Raw genomic sequence first — 18,309 nt, forward strand, 5'->3', positions numbered from 1 at the left:
GTAAAGATCTAGAGTAATCTTTTTCATCATTGTCTATATTTTAGTTATACTTTTGCTGCGCTTTTCTTACCATTTACGTGTATGAAACAAGGTAAACTTTCACAGCTCATTGGGGAGCTGGGATAAATAGAATTACAAGGATAAATTCTAGGAGCAAAACAGTACACATCATGAAGAGTTACCGGCGCTTGAAACAATTACTTTTCTTTACCAATATTGGCGATAAGTCTAAGCAAATTAGACAAAAGACTGGGGCGGGAAAAACAAAAATTTATCTAAGCATGGCGGTGTTTCTCCTCTGTCCCCTCACCCTCTGGGGCACCACCCAGAATTTTAATTTAACTATGATGGCCCTGACTACTTTTACCATAGCTTATCTGGGCAAAGGTCTGCGTCGGACTAAGCCCGGTGCTGGGGAAAATTGGCCTCATTAAATTGACGATCAACATCAAACATCTATACGTAAAAAGTCACTTCTACAGTTTTATCTGGCAACTGTCGAGGATCTTCTCCCTTGGCGATCGCCGTGCGGATAGATTCCACAAAAATATGGATAGTATCGGCGGGGGTATGGTTAAAATTAGTACCGTATTTGGCGATTACTTCCTGTTGAATGGCGAGAATCTTTAGGTCCTGGGCAATAATCCGTTTAGCGGTCCACCAAACTAAGGGAATGGCAAAGAAATTCCACATGCCATAATTGAAAGCAACGTCGGTGTAAACGAGGGTAGATTGTTCTGTTATTGGCACCGATTGACTAGTAATAAATAAATGACGTTGGGAACTAAATTTATATTCCACAGAAGTTACATTCGGCATAATAAATCGGTCAGTATGGCTAATTTCATTGCCCTGGGAATTAAGAAATTTACCCCACCAGCCCAAATTATTATTTTCGTTATAATACTCAGCTTTGACCTGGCCTTGATGGCGATCCACAATCATTTTTATGGCTTGCCGTTGGGCGGTGCGAAAAATGCCTGGGTGCACCGAAGCTGTATGGGGAATGTCGATGAAATTCTCCACGCAGTTGGTGACATTATTAGCAAATCGATGGATTAGTCTGATTCTCTGCCAACCTTTTTTACCATACTGGGGTAACGCAAAAGGGGGTTGTATCGGTTCCCCTAAACAGACATAAATAAAGCCTTCCTGCTCCATTGTTGGGTAACATTTCGTCCGTAAATTTTCCCTTGGTTTAAACTGTTGATCTTCCGCTGGCACACCAATGACTTGACCACGATGATCATAAATCCAACCGTGGTAAGGACAGTGAAGATTTCCTTGCTTGATTAAACCACAGGAAAGGCGACTGTGGCGATGGACACAACGATCTTCCAAGGCGATCGCCATACCATGCTGGTCTCGAAAAATTGCTAGCCATTGCCCCAAAATTTGCCGAGCTAAAACTTTACCAGGCTTCAAATTCCTACTTTCAGCCACCACATACCAAAAATCTTCAAATTTCATCACTTTGATAAGCTCTAATGGCAATATCTCCTGTTAACTTAATTTGACAAGCCAATCTAGCCTGAACATCATCAGGAGCCAGAATAGCCAAAATTTCCCTTTCCTCGGCCTCTGGGGAGAGGATTTCCCCCACGACTTTCACTAGACAGGTACCACATAATCCTGTGCGACAACCGAATAAAATTGGCGAATTGTCTGGGGTTAAATATTCCGCTAGACAAGCGTTAAATTCTAGTGATAGGGGCAAAAATTTAGTTTGAGGAAAAGAAATTACGCAATTATTCATAATTTTCAAGGTCGGCGATCGCCGACATAGAACAATACCGATAATTGTCCGATGGAACCTAAGCAAACATCACGGCAATGGGGGATCAAAAAACTGAAAGGAAATGCTTTTTAGGAGTGATTAGCGTTGGGCAGATTCTGCCAAAAATTGATCGATGGTGCTTAACAATTGATTGGGTTGGAATGGTTTGGTGAGGTAACCATCAGCCCCAAGAGCTTTGGCCCGATTGCGATGGAGGGGATTTTCCCTAGAGGTGAGCATCACTACCGTTAAGCTATGCCAAACTCGGTGAGCCCGCACCAGTTGCAGCAGACTAAACCCATCCATATTGGGCATTTCAATGTCACACAGAGCTAAATCAATGCCTTGGTTTTGCCGGTTGAGTAAATCCCAAGCTTCTTTGCCGTCCCGACATTGGATGAGGCGGAAACTGCCTCCCAGCACCCGTTGTAAAGTTCGCCGCACTGTGACGGAATCGTCAATAACCAGGATTGTGGTCTGACCACCAGCGGATCCCGCCGCATCCTGGGGCAAGGTAGGCTCAGTACGCCAAAGCACAGCAAAATTGTTGGGAATTAATACGGGCACCACTTCTCCAGTACCCAAAACGGTACAGCCCGCCACATAGGAAGGAATGGGGGTAATGGCGTCCAGAGCTTTGACCACCAAGGTCCGTTCATCGACAATTTGCTCCACTGTCAACAATGCCGAGCGATCGCCAAGGTTAACCATCAGTCCGACTTTATGGGGTAAACCGGGGGAAGGACTAAAACCCTGGGGATAAATTTGGGGCAACACTTCATCCAGAGGGCAAGCTTCCATAATTTGGGATTGCCATTCCACCCGACCATTTTTAATCGGGTAATCGTCCAGGGGCAAAATTCGCAACACACTTTCGGAAGGAAACGCCAGTAACCGTTGCTGATAGCGCACCAGCAGTAGGGGCACAATATTCAAACTTAGGGGAATACGGATCAGAAAACGACTGCCTTGGCCCAATTTGGTTTCCACCGTCAAGGTACCCCGCAGGGATTCAATCATTTGCTTGACAATGTCCAGTCCTAATCCCCGCCCGGACAGATTGCTCACTTCCGCTGCGGTGGAAAATCCCGGCTGAAAAAGAAAATCCAACATTTGAGCTTCCCCGATGGTGCCCAACTGCTCTGGGGTTAGCCAACCCAATTCCATTGCTTTGCGGCTAATTTTTTCTGGGTCAATGCCCCGACCGTCGTCACTTACTGTAATTAAAACTTGGTTATTGGCCGTGCTAGCGCTGAGGGTAATGGTCCCTTCGGGAAGTTTGCCCTGGGCTTGGCGTTCTGGCACAAATTCCAAACCGTGGTCAAAGGCGTTGCGAATTAAATGGGTTAGGGGGGTGCGTAACTGGTCCAAAATGGCCACTTCGACTAGGGTGTTTTCCCCTTCAATGACAAACTGCACCGGTTTTTTATGGCGATCGCCTAGCTTTTCCAACGGCTGGGCAAAGGATTGGGCTAGACCCCGAAAGGGCACCAGGCGGGATTGGGTCAATTCACTGTCCAATTGATGGAGGGACTGACTCATCTGGATCAGGGTTTCCTGTAAATCCCGTTCCACTAAATCCACGTCTTCCTGGATTTCCTGCACCTGCACCATCAGTTCCTGGAACCTTTGCAGAATGCCATGGACAGCAGTGTAACTATCCATTTCCAGGGCATCAAAATCCACCAATCCCGCTATGCCCAAACTGCTTTGACTATCACCGTTTTGGTTACCGCCACCGTTACTTGGACTGATCTTGGTTTGGTCGCTGAAAGAAAGTTCATCGTAGAGGGATTCCACTTGCTCCCGCATGGGGATTAACTGTTGCCCCCGCCTTTTTAGGTTCCGACTAGCTTGCCGTAGCTGTTTGTCATATTCCAACAACCTTTCCTGGTTAATTAGCAATTCACTAACTGTATTACTTAATTTATTCAGGCGATCGAGGGGAATCCGTAAAGTCTGCCTGGTGCTGGGGGCAGGGGAAGCTTTGGCGGTCACGACAGCGGGAATTGGAACGCCGGGGACGGGGGGCGCAATTACTGCCGTTACTGGCTTAACCTCTGGTAATGGTTCGGGATCCGGTTCCGCAACAATTTCCGGCGCTGGGGGGGTCAACTCGCCCGCTAAAAACTGCTCCCTTAAAGATCTCAATTCGGCGATCGCCGTGGGTAAAAGGGTGAGCAAATCCACCTGGGGCCGCACCAATTCTCCCCGCCAACGGTTCCCGGCCTCCTCCAACCAATCACAACTAAGAGCTTGGCCTAACAGGGTACATTCCTCTAGCAAAAGACTAAAACTTTCCCGTAGCTCCGTGGCAGTCCCTCCCCGTTCCAGTCGCCGTTCTACCCGCTCTAAACAAGCTTCTAGCTCCACAGTTAAGGAAGTACGCACAAATTGGGACACATCTCCTGCGATCGCCTCCTCTTGGGAAGGTTGAGGTTGACATGTTTCTAAAAACTCCCCCAGGGCCAGGGCAAGTTCCGGCGGCTCATCCGTGTCCTGTAAACGACCACTGTTGGCCAACTCCACCATGGCCTGGGTTTCCTCGATGGTCATGGCAATCAAACCCACTGCCATGGATTTATCTTCCACCCTTCCCTGTTCTAGAGCCTCAAATAAATCCTCCAACCGGTGACAGAGGGTCTGCAGAGGGGTTAAAGCCGACATTCCCGCTCCCCCCTTGAGGGAATGGGCCGCCCGTCCCATATCCTGAATCAGCTTTTGCCGTTGTTGGGAATCCCCAGCGGGGCCTAACACCCGTTCCAAGGACTGGAAACCCACTGTCAACTGTGCTAGACATTCCGGCGCGTCTTCCTCCAAAAAGGCCTGACGGGCTTCGGCGGTAATGGCGGCGAGGGTGGCGGCATCAAACATACGTTGACCAAATTCGGGGTTGGGTGTGTTGACAAGGCATGGAGAAATATTTCCGCTTATTCCACTTTGAATTTACCGGCGGCGGTTTGCAGATCCACAGCGGTTTTGGCCAGGGATTGCAGGGACTGGGACACCAGTTGGGATTTGTCCGACGTGGCTTTGGCGACGCTGGCTACGTTTTGTACAGTTTCCGTCACCATTTGAGATGCTAACCGTTGGGATTCCGTGTTGCGGGAGATGGAATCCAGTACAGTGTCAATTTCCTCACTAATCTGGGCCAGATTTTGCAGGGTTTCCTTGGTTTTTTGTACCAATTGGGTACCGGTGACTACCTCGTTGGTGCTTTCCTCCATCAGTTGGCTCATCTGGGAGGTTTCCTCTTGAATACTGAGAATTACCTGCTCAATTTCCTGGGCGGAGAGGGTTACCATTTCCGCCAATCGTCGTACCTCGTCCGCAACGATCCGGAAACCCTGACCGTTTTCCCCCGCCCTAGCCGCTTCGATGGAGGCGTTAAAGGCCAATAAGTTGGTTTTTTCGGAAATACCGGAGATAATTCCGACGATTTTGGAAATTTCCAAGGAAGATTCCGCCAATCGCTTCGACTTTTTGGAAATTTCTGCCACCCGGCCCCGTACTTTATAAATACTTTCCACCGTTTCGTCCATGGTGTTTTGCCCCTGTTGGGCCGCTTCGTTGCCCTGTTTGGCGATCGCCGCCGCCGTTTGGGCACTTATAGCTACGGACTCAATGGATTGGGCCATTTCTGCTACGGAAGCAGTGGCGAATTCCAGGGCCCGGGCTTGTTCCAGAGCATTGTCAGACAAACTGGTGATTTCTTGGCTATCTTCCTGGGCTTGGCCGCTCACCTCCGTTGCCGTATCCACCACCTGTTTAACCAGTTTTCTCAACCCCGCCAAAGTGGCATTGAACGCATCGGCGATCGCCCCTACGGCCCCAGCTTCCACGGAACTACGTACCGTCAAATCCCCCCGGGAAGATTCTTCAATGTCCGTCAACAACCGCACCACCCCGTCTTGGAGTTCTTCTTTTAGTTGCCGTTGTTTCTCGGCCTCCTGTTGCCGCTCTAGGGACGTTTCCTGTAAAGAACGGGTAGAAGCTTCCACCTGTTCCGCCATGGCGTTGAAGGTGACAGCCAATTGTCCCACCTCGTCTTTGGATTCCACTTCCGCCCGCACACCGGTTTCCCCTTCTCCTAACTTTTGGGCAGTGGTCTGCAAATTTTTCAGCGGCTTGGTCAAGGTTTTACCTAACCAATAGGCAATAATCGCCGCCACCAACAGAGCCACTGCCCCCACACCAATTTGCAGCAGAAGAGTTCTTTCTAGGAGGTCATTAAATTCAACTTCAGAGGTGCCCCGAACAAGCAAAGCGAGGGGTTGGCCTTGAATGTCTTTGATCACTTTAATGGCCACCGTTAAAGGCTCCCCTTCCACGGTAGTTCTCCCCACTAAGGGCATGTCTGGATTTTCTTGGGCCTTTTTCAGTAACTCTAAATCTGGAAAAGCAACATTCTCATAGACTTTGGTATTCTGACCGCTGCCAGTTTTTAGGTTGGAGGTAGCTAGTTGAATTTCCCCATTCGGGTCTATGTAATAAACCGCACTGTAGCCCCCATCAAAGTTGTCCACTGTGTTTTTCACAATGGCGTCTTTGCCATTAACAATGTCTCCAGCAATTAAGGTACCAATATTCTTTTTGGATTGGGGATCTTGCACCGGGGTGACAGTGTAGCGAATGAGGGCATTTTCCTGCTCTAAGTTGTCGATGCCTGGGGGTAGTTCCTTTTCCAGTTCTTCTTTGCTGACAATAGTACTAAATTTAATTTGTCCCGGATAACCCATCCGCAGAGTCACAAGGTTGCTGGGGTCAAATATTTGTCCGTTCCGTTGGGCATTGGCACTGGCAATAATCCTTTGGTCTTGACCCACCAGGGTGGCGTATTCGATATCCCTCGATGCGGTCTCATTTTTTAAAATGTCCCGTACCTGGGCCGCCAAAGGAGCAGGAATAGGTTGCCTTTCGCTGTAGAGTCGAGCCGCTTGAATAATAGCCAGGTTATCGGATTGACCCCGAAAACCAAAACTCATCTGGTCAATTTTGATGTTGTAGTTGCCCTCGGTGACCACCAACTCCGCCAGAGTCTGGTTTTTCAGTTGGAATCTACCCGAAGAAATGGCAATCATCATCCCGGTGCCCACCACTGCAACCACAGTTATGGCACTGGAAACCAACAAAGCGGTGAATTGCTTGGTGGCAATGGGCAAGTTAGCCCAGCGTTTTTGCAATGTTAGGTTAGACCGCTCTTCGTCCAGGGCTAAATCATCGGTGGCGGCGGCGTATTTTAAGGTCCCAGTCCAAGCCATGGCCGGGGTAATGCGATTGGGATCCGCTAGTTGGGCCTCAATGCCGGCGATCGCCTGGTCACAGGTGGCATGGAAAATCCCCTCCTCATCGTTAATTTTTAAATCTTCGTAGGCTTGGAGAGCATCGGTTAAAAATCCCCCCGCTTCTAGGGCACTGGCGAAACTTATTTGGGCCACCAGATCGTCGGGCCTCTCTTGCACCGTCTCCTGGAGCATAAGAATCTCTGGCGGATAGACCTGCTTCTTCTCTTCCTCAGTCAGGGGTTGGGGAATAGCGGGGATTTCCTCCACCGCTGGTAAATTAGGCTGAATTTCCGCTAAAGCCTTACTGATGGTTTCGCCATAAATGCCGTCACTGTCCAACTCCTGGGCTTGACGATAGTATTGGGCCGCTTCCTCCCAAAAACCCTCTTGCTGGAGAGCACCGGCCAGGACGATCTGGGCAAATAGATCATCCGGGGCAGCCATGGCTGCTGCTTGCAGTTCCAGAATCTCTTGGGAAAATTGGGGTTTAGTGGGGGTGCTAACCATGGCGATTAAAAGTAATTAAAAAACAATTGGGCAATGGGTCGGAACAGTTTCAGGATTAACGATGAAAATTAAGACTCTGTTAAGGTGAAAAAGTAAGGATTAAGACCAAGATTAAGTTGAGCAAAAACTTTGGGGAGGCCCGATAACTATTTCTCCAATGGGTGAAGCGGTTTAATGGAACCCCCACCCTGGAGCCAGGCAAAAATTCGATCCACATCCAAAATCAGAATGGTTTCCCCGTCTTTGTTGCCTTCTCCCAATAAAAAGGGCTCCCGCAGTGGCTTAATTTCCTCTGTACTAAAGCTAACAATGCCCTTCAATCCTTCGGCGATCGCCGCCACCTGGGCAGATTCTCCCACCAGTACCACTGCTTTAGTATTGCTCAAGGTACGGTAATTGAGGGGGTTAGCCGTAGCCGGGGACAATAGGCGGGGCAAATCCATCACCCAAAGCAGATTTCCCCGTTGATTGCTCACCCCCAATAACTCCGGTCTTACCCCAGGAATGAGACAAAGGGAACTGAGGGGAAAGGACAACACCTCCCGGGTTTTAGCTAAAGGAATAGCCACCGTCAGGGGCAGACCCAAATCAATCCAAAAATAGTCCTCTACCATAACCTCATCACCGTAGTCAGCATTGGCAAGTTCTAGGAAATATAGGGCTTAACGGTTTTCATCAACTCAATGGGGCTATAGGGCTTAATCAAATAAGCATTACCCCCCTGGCGCAGGGCCCAAAAACGGTCGTAATCCTCATTTTTGGTGGAACAGAAGACAATGGGCACATCTTCTAGGGCCAATTCTCCCCGAATTTTGCGACATAGGTCATAACCACTAATATCCGGCATAACGATGTCCAGCATAATTAGGTCAGGCACCGTATTTTTGTTTAACCATTCCAGGGCTTCATCGGCATTGTTACAAATGACAGCCTCTGTGCCCATGGACTTTAAAAGCCCCTGAACCAATAACTGGTCAGACTTGGTATCTTCCACAACTAAAACAGTTTTCACTGGTATCCCCCTGGGCAATTGCTAACGATGATAATCATAGGATAGAAGAAGCAAATCAGTAATTAAAACTAACTTATACAAACAACTATCAGTAGTAATTAAGTAATTAAACAGCTGCGGAGATAAAGCTCTGCACTGTTTCCACTAATTCCTGGGGCTGGAACGGTTTGCAAATGTAGCCAACGGAGCCGTGCATTTTTGCTTTTACCCGGTCTAAAACTCCACTGCGGCCGGTCAACATGACAATGGGAATATGCTTGAGGGCTTCGGATTTATTGCAAATACTGCACAGTTGATAGCCGTCGATGTCGGGCATATTGATGTCCATTAAAATCAGGGCCGGTTTGGCGTGCATCAAAGTAGTTAGGGCACTAGAGGCTTGTTTGATGTTGATCACCTTAAAACCCGTGGCTTCGAGGGCAAAGCTCACCACCCGTTGAATGGAAGGACTGTCATCCACACAGGCAATGACCGGGCGGTTATCCTCCTGCTCCGGTTCGTAGGGTCCCATGGTGATGAGACCTAGGCCCACTAGGGTTTTGAGAATAATGGCCACACTAAGGCTACTGGTGTGCAGAGACTCGGCAATTTCATACACACACATTTCCTGGGCGATTAATTCCGGCAATTTTTGGTAGCGGTTCAGCAAGTCACTGGTGATGTGTTCGAGCTTACATAGCCCAGGCAAGATGGTATCCACATTCTCGGCGATCGCCCGTTGGAAAGGGGAGTTGATGACAGTACAAATTTTGAGCCAATGTTTGATTTCCTGGGCGGCAGGTTGCATTAACTGCTTGAAGTCCAGATAGAGCAGTAAACGATCTAGCCCCACCGTTTCCTCGAAAGTGCAAACCGGCTGGGACAGGGAAAGAATTTGGATCAAAGCTTCCTGGGTTAACTTGGCCAGAATGGAGCGGATTTCCTGAAAAGAAAACTGCTGGGAATCCCACAACTCACAGAGGTACTGATAATCGCTGGTGATGGGCTGCTCAAGGCGAAGTCTTTTAGTGGGAGTGTAGCGTTGGAACAGATAGTTCAGCCTTTCCGATTGCCCTTGGTCACTTCCGGCATAGTGAATGCGTCCGTTGCCCAGATAGATCCGCCATTGGATGCGGGGATTGCCCTTGCTATGAACGATCAATTTGCCAGAGCTCTCTTTGGCAATGAGGTTCTGTAAAACCTGGTACAAGTTAGGGCTTTCACTGGCGGAGGGGGGAGAAGCTTCCATAGCGTTCGGGGGAGATGGCAGGGGGTAGGCCAACCCTAGTGTGGTCTGATTCGTGGCCGGGGAAGAAGACAGGGGAGATTGCATGGGACAACAATGGCGGTTGAACAAATAAAGTCCATCTAAGGTGAGAGCGAAACCTGTCAATAATTATTAGCCCTAAAGTTAACTATTTTCTTAATCTTAAGTTAACTATAGTTGATCACTTTGCTATGGGAACAATGCAAATTAATGAGTAGAGTTTAACCCCATACTATTTCTAAAATCAAGCACCATTTCATCCCTTATCCCATTTCTTCAACGATCAGCCATGACTAATCGTTTTTGCTCTTCAATCTATGGGAAATCTATCCCTTGGGAAGTATCTATTGTTACATTTGCCATGATCAAATTCCCTTTTTTGATATAGGTTCAACTCTTTTTAGTTAAGTATCCCTAATTACTTAAGTAGGAGGAAAATCCCGAGTCGTCCCTCAAAAAGCTTTACTCTCAGACTGATTTTCGGTCTAATGTTCTTATTATTAAAATAACATTTAAGGTCATTAGCTCTTAATTTTGGAAGTATTCCTATGGCCGGTGATGGAGATGGCAGGATTTTCTGCGGGCCCTGCTTAAGGGTAAGAAAAAACTGTTTGCTCCGTTTAATGAGTTCAAAATAACCGCCAACCCAATAAACTAAATGAGGATTCAATGGTTATTTTGAGTACCAAAAGTCTTTAGTCTAGGCTTCATTGGCCAACAATTCCCGGAAGCGAATTTCGTCTCGATGGGGGTCGGCATTACTAACCTTTAGGCTTAGGCGATCGCCGGGGGAAATGGGACGGTCAAAGCGATGGGGCAATTCAAGACCTAGTTCTTCAAGAAGAATTAAACCCAAGCCATCATCCTCCCGCAACCAACGGAGCATCACCCCCTGCCACACCTCATTAATATTGCGCCGCAGAAACTCCAAGCTCCAGTAACGGTTAGTTTGCCGTTCCACCAACGTAGCTTCCTTGGAAGAGGGCATAACGCTGTATAGAATTTCTTGTACCTGCTCCCCAGAGAAAGGCAACGGCTCCCCCCGTAGGTAGGCCTTCATTTGAAAATGGGTAATCAGATCAGTGTAACGACGGATAGGGGAGGTGGCCTGGGAATACAAATCCAGCCCCAAACTAGCATGGCGACTGGGGGTAATGCCCACTTCACTACGGGGCATACAACGGCGTACCGCACATTCCCGCACAGGGCCCGGCGGTAAAGACAACAACTCTTCATCGGAGGGTAACTCCGGCTGGGGTTGGCCCCGGAAGGGGACTGGGATGCCATGCTCTTGGCAAAAACGCCCCGCCACCTCCCCGGCCAAGATCATCATTTCCGCCACCAGTTGACGAGAAACGGAGGTTTCCTGGAGATAAATTTGCACTTCCTCGTCGGCATTAACTTTAATAATGGCTTCGGGCATTTTGATGGTGATAGCCCCCTGGGATTTACGCCATTGGGCCCGTTTTTTGGCTGCTTCGGCTAGGAGGGGCAATTCCGGTTCCCCTTGAATTTTCAGCACCAACATCTCATCCACATCTTCGTAGGTGAGGCGATAGGTAGGCTTAACCCAACTAGGGGCAATGGTAAAATCCCTCACTGCCCCCACCTCATCCAAAGTCACTCCAAAACTTAAGGCCACACATCTTTGCCCCTGGAGTAAACTCATCGGCCCCGTGGCCAACTCCGGCGGAAACATGGAAATCATGCCCGTGGGCAGGTAAAGACTGGTACTGCGTTTACGGGCTTCTAAATCCAGTTCATCGTTGGGACTCAACAACCGGGTGGGGTCGGCCACATGGATCCAAAGCCGATGGCCGCCGTCCGCCAAGGTTTCCACACTCAGACCGTCGTCAATTTCCGAAGTGCTTTCATCATCGATGGTGTAGGTCTTTAGGGTGGTCAGATCGAAGCGTTCTTGGTCGGGGTCGGGGGGAGGATTGGTTAGGTAAGCATGGGCCACATCGGATACCTTGGCGGGGAATTGGTTGGGGTAAGCACTACGACGCAAAAAGAGATTTTCATGGCGTTGCCAGATGCCTAATTCTATCAGGAGGTTTTGGGTTTCGTCGGTACGGCCAGGTTTACCAAGGGTTTGGAGAATATCCAAAGCCTGGCGATGATTTTGTTCAGGGAAAAGGATAAATTTTTCCAACGCTTCCAACCGTAGGCGATCGCTCCCTTCCCAGGTAACTTTTTCCCCGGCCAGGGCTTGATTTACCCGGTCAATGAAACCCTGTTGCTCCTGTTCTTTTTGGGCTTGCACCCGCATTTGATGTTTAATTTCTTCGATTTGACTACTAGGGCGGGGTTCGTAATGATTGCCTTTTTGTTTGAAATAGAGTTTATCTTCTGCTAGCAGGGCATGGGCAGCATAGCATTGACTAGGACTTTGCTCAGAAAATAGCAATAGGGCCAAATCCGCCGGGGTGATGCTTTCCCCCTCTTCAATCAATAGTTCCCAGGCCACCTCCAAACTAGAGGGGTCGAGATACTGGTCCACTTCCCCTAAAAAACTAGGCAGATCATCGACGGTGTAGGGACCGCCGGGAATTTCATACTCCACCCGCTGGGGCTTCAGTTTATGGCTTTGGCCCTGTTGATCAATAACCACCCAATCTTTTTTGCCGTCCGGGCGATCGACCACCGCCAACCGCCGTTCTCCTTGATGCCGGAATTCAATTAGTTGTCCTTTTTCCACCGGAATGCCTTTGCTCTGTCACAATTACTCTCCCGTTATTTTGGCACAGGGGTTACTCCCCCTTGGGTTTTTGGCTGCCTAATTACTTTGATAATCAGGTTCATTGCCGGGTTTCCATTTAATGTTGCAACCAATGCTGGGCTTTTGTTCCGTCGGCACAGGACTGCCGGCCAGCACTAGATCCATGGCCTGTCTCAGGTCCACTCCGGTAACGGGCAAACCATTGCTAGGGCGACTGTCATCTAACTGGCCCCGGTAGGCCAATTTCCCCTGGGCATCAAACAAAAAGAAGTCGGGGGTGCAGGCTGCTCGGTAGGCCTTGGCGATCGCCTGGGTTTCGTCGTACAGTACCGGGAAGCAATAGTCCCAATCCTGGGCCATTTTTTTCAGGCCTGGGGGAGCGTCATCGGGGTATTTTTCTATATCGTTAGCGCTGATGGCCACCATGGCTAAACCAGAGTTTTGGTAATCCTTCCCCAACTGACTTAACTGGGCCTGGATGTGTTTGACAAAGGGACAATGACAACAGATGAACATTACCAATAGCCCTTTTTCTCCCATGGCTTCCCCTAGGGTGAGGGGCTGTTCCGCAGTCACGTCCCAAAGGGAAAAGTCCGGTGCTTGGGTACCAAGGGCAAGCATGGTGGAGGGAGTTAAAACCATAGTTAGAGCAGTTCGTTACATTTTGTTAATCAAAGACCCAAGCTATCATGGGGGTTGGAGTTTTTCCCCTCTGCTGGAATTTTTTTAGTTTAAAACGTCCATGAGTCATCGTCCCCGTTCCGATCGCCATAGTTTCTCCAGCCCTAGCCGCTTTTGGCACCGTTTGGGGATGGGTTTACTGGTAGCTGGCACCCTAGCCCTACCGGTATCTACCCTGGCCCAGGAAGGGGGAGAAGGGGCCCAACCCAAGGCCAGTCCCAGTCCCATCCAATCCCCTAACTCCAGCAATGGAGAAGCCACACCCCGCTCCTTTTTTAACTCTGGCTCCCCCCGGTCTGCTGAACCGAAAATGAACTATGGGCAGTTGATCGATGCCATTAAAGCTAATCAAGTGGCCAAAGTGGAAGTGGACACTAACCGCCGCCAGGCGATCGTTACCCTCAAGGATGCTCCCCCAGGGTCCAAGCCCCAAACCGTGCAGTTACTAGACAATAATCCAGAGTTGCTCAACCTCCTGCGGAGCCGTTCCGAAACCATCGATTTAGACATCAACCGCACCCCGGATAATTCGGCCCTGTATGGTCTACTAACCAATTTGCTGGTGGTGGCTATTCTGATCGGTTTGGTGGTGATGGTGGTGCGACGTTCTGCCAATGCGTCGGGTCAGGCCATGAGTTTTGGCAAATCCAAGGCCCGGTTCCAAATGGAAGCAAAAACCGGTGTCGGCTTTGACGATGTGGCCGGCATTGACGAAGCGAAGGAAGAATTGCAGGAAGTGGTAACTTTCCTCAAGCAACCGGAAAAATTTACCGCCATCGGCGCAAAAATTCCCCGGGGTGTTCTACTCATCGGCCCTCCCGGTACGGGCAAAACCTTATTAGCTAAGGCGATCGCCGGGGAGGCGGGGGTGCCATTTTTCAGCATTTCCGGTTCAGAATTTGTGGAAATGTTTGTCGGGGTGGGGGCTTCCCGGGTCAGGGATTTATTCAAAAAAGCTAAGGAAAATGCCCCCTGCCTAGTATTTATCGATGAAATTGATGCGGTGGGTCGACAACGGGGTGTGGGCTATGGCGGCGGCAACGATGAACGGGAACAAACCCTCAACCAATTGTTGACGGAAATGGATGGCTTTGAGGGCAACAGCGGCATCATTGTCATTGCGGCCACCAACCGCCCCGATGTGCTGGATTTGGCCCTTTTGCGGCCAGGACGGTTCGATCGCCAGGTGACGGTGGATTACCCCGATGTCCAGGGCCGGGAATTAATTTTGGCAATCCACGCCCAAAACAAAAAATTGCACGAAGAGGTGCAGTTAGCGGCGATCGCCAGGAGAACTCCCGGATTTACGGGGGCAGATTTGGCCAACGTGTTAAATGAAGCGGCCATTTTCACCGCTCGGCGGCGCAAGGAGGCCATCACCATGGCGGAAGTGAATGATGCCATTGACCGGGTGGTGGCGGGGATGGAAGGTACACCCCTAGTGGATAGTAAAAGTAAACGCTTAATTGCTTACCATGAAGTGGGCCACGCCTTGATTGGCACCCTCTGTCCTGGCCACGATCCGGTGGAAAAAGTTACCCTCATTCCCCGGGGCCAAGCCCAAGGTTTGACCTGGTTCACCCCTGATGAAGACCAAAGCCTCATGACCCGCAACCAAATGATTGCCCGCATTGCAGGATTGTTGGGGGGGAGGGTGGCCGAAGAAGTTATTTTTGGCGACGACGAGGTGACCACCGGAGCCGGTAACGACATTGAAAAAATCACCTACCTAGCCCGACAAATGGTGACGAAACTGGGCATGTCTTCCCTGGGTCTAGTGGCCTTGGAAGAGGAAGGCGATCGTAACTTTAGCGGCGGAGATTGGGGCAAGCGTTCCGAATATTCCGAAGACATTGCCGCCCGCATTGACCGGGAAATCCAAGCCATTGTCACCGCTGCCCACCAACGGGCCACCCGCATTATTGAAGAAAATCGTAATTTAATGGATTTACTAGTCGATGCGCTCATCGATCAAGAAACCATTGAAGGGGAGCATTTTCGGCAACTGGTGGAAAGTTATCAACAATCTCAAAAACAGCCTGCTCTAGCCGGTAAGTAGCCCCCTATCTGTGCAATGTCCGATCCTCGTACAATCTATTTTCAACCCAGAAAACCGGAAAACTCCCCCAAGGGCGGTAAATTTTGGGGTGTATTACTATGGCTTAGTTTGCTCAGTATGATGCCGGTGCAGGGTTGTGCCCCTGCTGACCAAGGTTTATCCCCGGAAGGGCAAAACTCCCCTGCCATTGCCACCCCGTCTTCTTCCCCTAGTTCTTTAATTTCCCAATCCCCCATGCTTCCCCAGGCGATCGCCGACAAAATTATTGCTGACCTTGCTCAACGTACCGGCGAACCGGCCAGTGCGTTTGCAGTCCAGTCCTCAGAAAACAAAACCTGGCCCGATAGTTGCCTCGGCTTGGCCCAGGAAGGGCAAATGTGTGCCCAGGTGATGACCCCAGGCTGGCAAGTGACGGTGCAATCGGGGCAAAAAAATTGGGTTTACCGCACTAACCAAAATGGCCGCACTATTTTATTGGAATCCTAGCTCCCAGCAGGGATTTTCTTTAACTCGGTCAACACTAATGATTTAACAAACCGGGGCTTAGGTCCCAAATAGTTGCGGAGATTTTTGGCGATCTACAGCAATGCTCCCAGCATCTGTCTTGGGCAGGACTTTTCCATAGGTTGCATGGAATTTAATCAATGGTAAGTGATTATACTCACAATTATTCCAGTGATTTTTGATATTTATTCTGAACAGATAATGCTAACTTAATAGTTGAGAATTATTTGCAGTTTTGGGAAAACCATGACGTTATTGGATTTATCGGTGGGTCAGTTGGCTTTTGTGGAGAAAATTTTACTAGGAAACCACGGTCAGGGGTTAGTTAATCGCCTAGAAGCAATGGGAATAATTCCTGATAAACCAATTCAATTGCTCCGCAAGGCTGGTTTGGGGGGACCACTCCACCTCCGCATTGGTAGCACCACCGAAGTGGCCATGCGCCGTAGTGAAGCCCAATTGGTGCAGATTACCTTAGGAGAGTAGGGCGGAGATGGTGAGTCATTGCCAAAGGGGGTCAGTCCAGTCCAGTCGTCCAGATGTGAAAAAAAGGGTTGCTTTTATTGGGCAGCCCAATACAGGTAAATCCACTTTCTTCAACCGGATCACCAAAGCCAATGCGGCGATCGCCAACTGGCCGGGGTTGACAGTGGACTTATTCCGGGCGGTGGTGCCGTTACAGGGGGAACTAATCGAGTTTGTTGATCTGCCGGGCATCTATGACCTCAATGGCTTTTCCGAAGATGAACGGGTGGTGCAACGTTTCCTTGCTAACTATGCCGTCAATTTAGTGGTGGTGGTGGTGAACGCTGCCCAAATTGACCGACAAATTCGTCTGCTCCTCCAGGTACAAACCCTAGGCATTCCGGCGATCACCCTCTTAAACCTGGCCGACGAAGCTAAGCGCTACGGAGTGCAAATTGACGTGGCTGCTCTCCAGGAACGGCTTGGTCTGCCGCTCTATCCCATCAGTGCAAAATACGGAACGGGTTGTAGTCGGGCCATGGATGCCATTGGTCGGGCGGTGAAGGATCAACCAGAAGCCTACCAAATCCCCAATCTGGTTAATGTTCTTTCCGATCACCCCGTGGCGATCGCCGACATGGAAACGGCCCTGGCCGGTGTGGTGCAGATGCCATCCCCCAATGCTCGTACCCTCACCAATGTCATTGACGGGGTGATGCTTCATCCCGTTTTTGGCCTACCCATCTTTTTCGCTTCTATGTTTGGGGTATTTTGGGTAATTTGGCATGTGGGTTTGCCCAGCGCCGATCCCGTAGATGCGGTAACGGGTTGGGTGCAAAGCAATATTTTAGAGCCGTTATTTTCCCCCCTACCCACCATCCTGCAAGGACTGCTGTTGGACGGTATTTGGACTGGGTTTGCCGCCCTACTTTCCTTTGTCCCCTTGGTGGCGATCTTTTTCATTGTCATGGGAATCCTAGAGGGCAGTGGCTATCTTTCCCGGGCCGCGTATCTGATGGATGCCCTCATGGGGCGACTGGGGCTAGATGGACGGAGCTTTGTGCTGCAAATGATGGGTTTTGGCTGCAATGTCCCGGCCATTATGGGCACTAGGGTCATGCGTAGCCGGGGAATGCGACTTTTATCTATGTTAGTCATTCCCTTTTCTCTCTGCTCTGCCCGCCTGCAAGTATTTGTTTTTATCCTGGCGGCTGTTATGCCCGGCACCCAAGGGGCGATCGCTCTGTTTTTACTGTACTTAATGAGCTTTGTGGCTGCCTTCACCGTGGCCGCCATTCTAAGTCGTTTTCATTACTTCCAAGCCCGGGACCCCTTCGTATTAGAATTACCCCCCTATCGTTTGCCCACCTTTAAGCAGGTATTTTTGCGAGTGTGGGGAGAAATGCGGGAGTTTGTTGCCCGTTTATCGATGTTTATGGTGATTGGTAGTAGCCTCATTTGGTTTTTAACCAGCTTCCCCCAAGGTAGTACGGGTTTAGAAACCTTTGCGGGACGCATTGGCAGTGTTTTCCAACCATTAATGAATCCCTTGGGCATCAATCCCTTTTTAACGATTTCTTTGATTTTTGGTTTTGTCGCCAAAGAAGTTCAAATAGCAGCCCTAACTGTTATTTATGGTCTCAACAACTCCGAAGCCGTCTCTGACCAAATCCACAGTACAGTAACCTTTGCCCAGGGTTTTAGCTACTGTTTATTTAGTTTGATCTATATTCCTTGCCTTACTACCCTTGGGGCGATTTGGGGTGAAAGTAAATCCCTTGCCTACACTGCTATTTCTGTGGCTACTCCCCTGGTAACGGCCTGGCTATTTAGCTTTATTTTCTACCAAAGCTTTTCCTGGCTTGGTTGGTGAAATTAATCATTAATTCACCCCCTGGGCACTCAAATGACGAGTTTTGTTTGGCAGTTTTCAGTTTAGTAAAGATGCAGGAAAACCTTTGATAAATGGAAGTGTCAACGCTTCAAACTAAGCTTACTTCCGTATCATAATAGTAGTTTTTGCTTGGACAACCGGAGGGGGAGAGACCACT

The 18,309-nt window shown here is 49.4% G+C and carries 14 protein-coding genes; 5 read left to right on the forward strand and 9 right to left on the reverse strand.

The window, feature by feature from the left end; translation table 11 throughout:
• Positions 1-170: 170 nt before the first annotated feature.
• Positions 171-434: a hypothetical protein gene (locus SYNPCCP_RS03200; RefSeq protein ID WP_010871824.1), complete on the forward strand. Its 264-nt coding sequence runs from the start codon at positions 171-173 to the stop codon at positions 432-434.
• A gap of 22 nt (positions 435-456) precedes the next feature.
• Here the strand turns inward: SYNPCCP_RS03200 and SYNPCCP_RS03205 are convergent, their stop codons facing one another.
• The 9 genes from SYNPCCP_RS03205 to SYNPCCP_RS03250 form a co-directional block, all read right to left on the reverse strand.
• Entirely contained in the window at positions 457-1,470 is a 1,014-nt protein-coding gene (locus SYNPCCP_RS03205; RefSeq protein WP_041425777.1) for an aromatic ring-hydroxylating dioxygenase subunit alpha, read from the reverse strand.
• A complete protein-coding gene (locus SYNPCCP_RS03210; RefSeq protein WP_010871826.1) occupies positions 1,460-1,756 on the reverse strand; it encodes a 2Fe-2S iron-sulfur cluster-binding protein in 297 nt (98 codons plus the stop codon). Before SYNPCCP_RS03210 ends, SYNPCCP_RS03205 begins: the two co-directional genes overlap by 11 nt.
• Positions 1,757-1,876: 120 nt before the next feature.
• Entirely contained in the window at positions 1,877-4,651 is a 2,775-nt protein-coding gene (locus SYNPCCP_RS03215) for a hybrid sensor histidine kinase/response regulator (protein ID WP_010871827.1), read from the reverse strand.
• Positions 4,652-4,707: 56 nt separating this feature from the next.
• Positions 4,708-7,569, reverse strand: a complete 2,862-nt coding sequence (locus SYNPCCP_RS03220) for a HAMP domain-containing methyl-accepting chemotaxis protein (protein WP_010871828.1) — start codon at positions 7,567-7,569, stop codon at positions 4,708-4,710.
• Between the two features lie 146 nt (positions 7,570-7,715).
• Positions 7,716-8,183 (reverse strand): CheW domain-containing protein, encoded by a 468-nt coding sequence (locus tag SYNPCCP_RS03225; protein WP_010871829.1) that lies wholly within the window; start codon positions 8,181-8,183, stop codon positions 7,716-7,718.
• Between the two features lie 32 nt (positions 8,184-8,215).
• Complete coding sequence (locus SYNPCCP_RS03230) at positions 8,216-8,581, reverse strand: PleD family two-component system response regulator (protein WP_010871830.1); 366 nt, start codon at positions 8,579-8,581, stop codon at positions 8,216-8,218.
• 106 nt (positions 8,582-8,687) lie between these two features.
• Positions 8,688-9,809 (reverse strand): response regulator, encoded by a 1,122-nt coding sequence (locus tag SYNPCCP_RS03235; protein ID WP_020861489.1) that lies wholly within the window; start codon positions 9,807-9,809, stop codon positions 8,688-8,690.
• Positions 9,810-10,527: 718 nt separating this feature from the next.
• Positions 10,528-12,528 (reverse strand): ribonuclease catalytic domain-containing protein, encoded by a 2,001-nt coding sequence (locus tag SYNPCCP_RS03245; protein ID WP_010871832.1) that lies wholly within the window; start codon positions 12,526-12,528, stop codon positions 10,528-10,530.
• Positions 12,529-12,606: 78 nt separating this feature from the next.
• Complete coding sequence (locus SYNPCCP_RS03250; RefSeq protein WP_010871833.1) at positions 12,607-13,191, reverse strand: thioredoxin family protein; 585 nt, start codon at positions 13,189-13,191, stop codon at positions 12,607-12,609.
• Between the two features lie 100 nt (positions 13,192-13,291).
• Here SYNPCCP_RS03250 and ftsH1 point away from each other — a divergent pair, with 100 nt between their 5' ends.
• From ftsH1 to feoB, 4 genes are all read left to right on the forward strand, one after another.
• Positions 13,292-15,289 (forward strand): ATP-dependent zinc metalloprotease FtsH1, encoded by a 1,998-nt coding sequence (gene ftsH1 / locus SYNPCCP_RS03255; protein WP_010871834.1) that lies wholly within the window; start codon positions 13,292-13,294, stop codon positions 15,287-15,289.
• Between the two features lie 15 nt (positions 15,290-15,304).
• Positions 15,305-15,775: a hypothetical protein gene (locus SYNPCCP_RS03260; RefSeq protein WP_010871835.1), complete on the forward strand. Its 471-nt coding sequence runs from the start codon at positions 15,305-15,307 to the stop codon at positions 15,773-15,775.
• A 264-nt stretch (positions 15,776-16,039) separates the two neighbouring features.
• Positions 16,040-16,279, forward strand: coding sequence for a ferrous iron transport protein A (locus SYNPCCP_RS03265; RefSeq protein ID WP_010871836.1), 240 nt, complete (start codon positions 16,040-16,042; stop codon positions 16,277-16,279).
• A gap of 7 nt (positions 16,280-16,286) precedes the next feature.
• Positions 16,287-18,131, forward strand: a complete 1,845-nt coding sequence (gene feoB, locus SYNPCCP_RS03270; RefSeq protein ID WP_010871837.1) for a ferrous iron transport protein B — start codon at positions 16,287-16,289, stop codon at positions 18,129-18,131.
• Positions 18,132-18,309: the final 178 nt, after the last annotated feature.

The sequence above is a fragment of the Synechocystis sp. PCC 6803 substr. PCC-P genome (assembly GCF_000284455.1).
In the GTDB taxonomy this organism is placed as follows: domain Bacteria; phylum Cyanobacteriota; class Cyanobacteriia; order Cyanobacteriales; family Microcystaceae; genus Synechocystis.

Coding starts and splice junctions, on each gene's coding strand:
- SYNPCCP_RS03265 (WP_010871836.1), top strand. CDS start 16,040: ATGACGTTATTGGATTTATCGGTGGGTCAGTTGGCTTTTGTGGAGAAA.
- ftsH1 (WP_010871834.1), top strand. CDS start 13,292: ATGAGTCATCGTCCCCGTTCCGATCGCCATAGTTTCTCCAGCCCTAGC.
- SYNPCCP_RS03225 (WP_010871829.1), bottom strand. CDS start 8,183: ATGGTAGAGGACTATTTTTGGATTGATTTGGGTCTGCCCCTGACGGTG.
- SYNPCCP_RS03220 (WP_010871828.1), bottom strand. CDS start 7,569: ATGGTTAGCACCCCCACTAAACCCCAATTTTCCCAAGAGATTCTGGAA.
- SYNPCCP_RS03260 (WP_010871835.1), top strand. CDS start 15,305: ATGTCCGATCCTCGTACAATCTATTTTCAACCCAGAAAACCGGAAAAC.
- SYNPCCP_RS03205 (WP_041425777.1), bottom strand. CDS start 1,470: ATGAAATTTGAAGATTTTTGGTATGTGGTGGCTGAAAGTAGGAATTTG.
- SYNPCCP_RS03235 (WP_020861489.1), bottom strand. CDS start 9,809: ATGGAAGCTTCTCCCCCCTCCGCCAGTGAAAGCCCTAACTTGTACCAG.
- SYNPCCP_RS03215 (WP_010871827.1), bottom strand. CDS start 4,651: ATGTTTGATGCCGCCACCCTCGCCGCCATTACCGCCGAAGCCCGTCAG.
- SYNPCCP_RS03250 (WP_010871833.1), bottom strand. CDS start 13,191: ATGGTTTTAACTCCCTCCACCATGCTTGCCCTTGGTACCCAAGCACCG.
- SYNPCCP_RS03200 (WP_010871824.1), top strand. CDS start 171: ATGAAGAGTTACCGGCGCTTGAAACAATTACTTTTCTTTACCAATATT.
- feoB (WP_010871837.1), top strand. CDS start 16,287: ATGGTGAGTCATTGCCAAAGGGGGTCAGTCCAGTCCAGTCGTCCAGAT.
- SYNPCCP_RS03210 (WP_010871826.1), bottom strand. CDS start 1,756: ATGAATAATTGCGTAATTTCTTTTCCTCAAACTAAATTTTTGCCCCTA.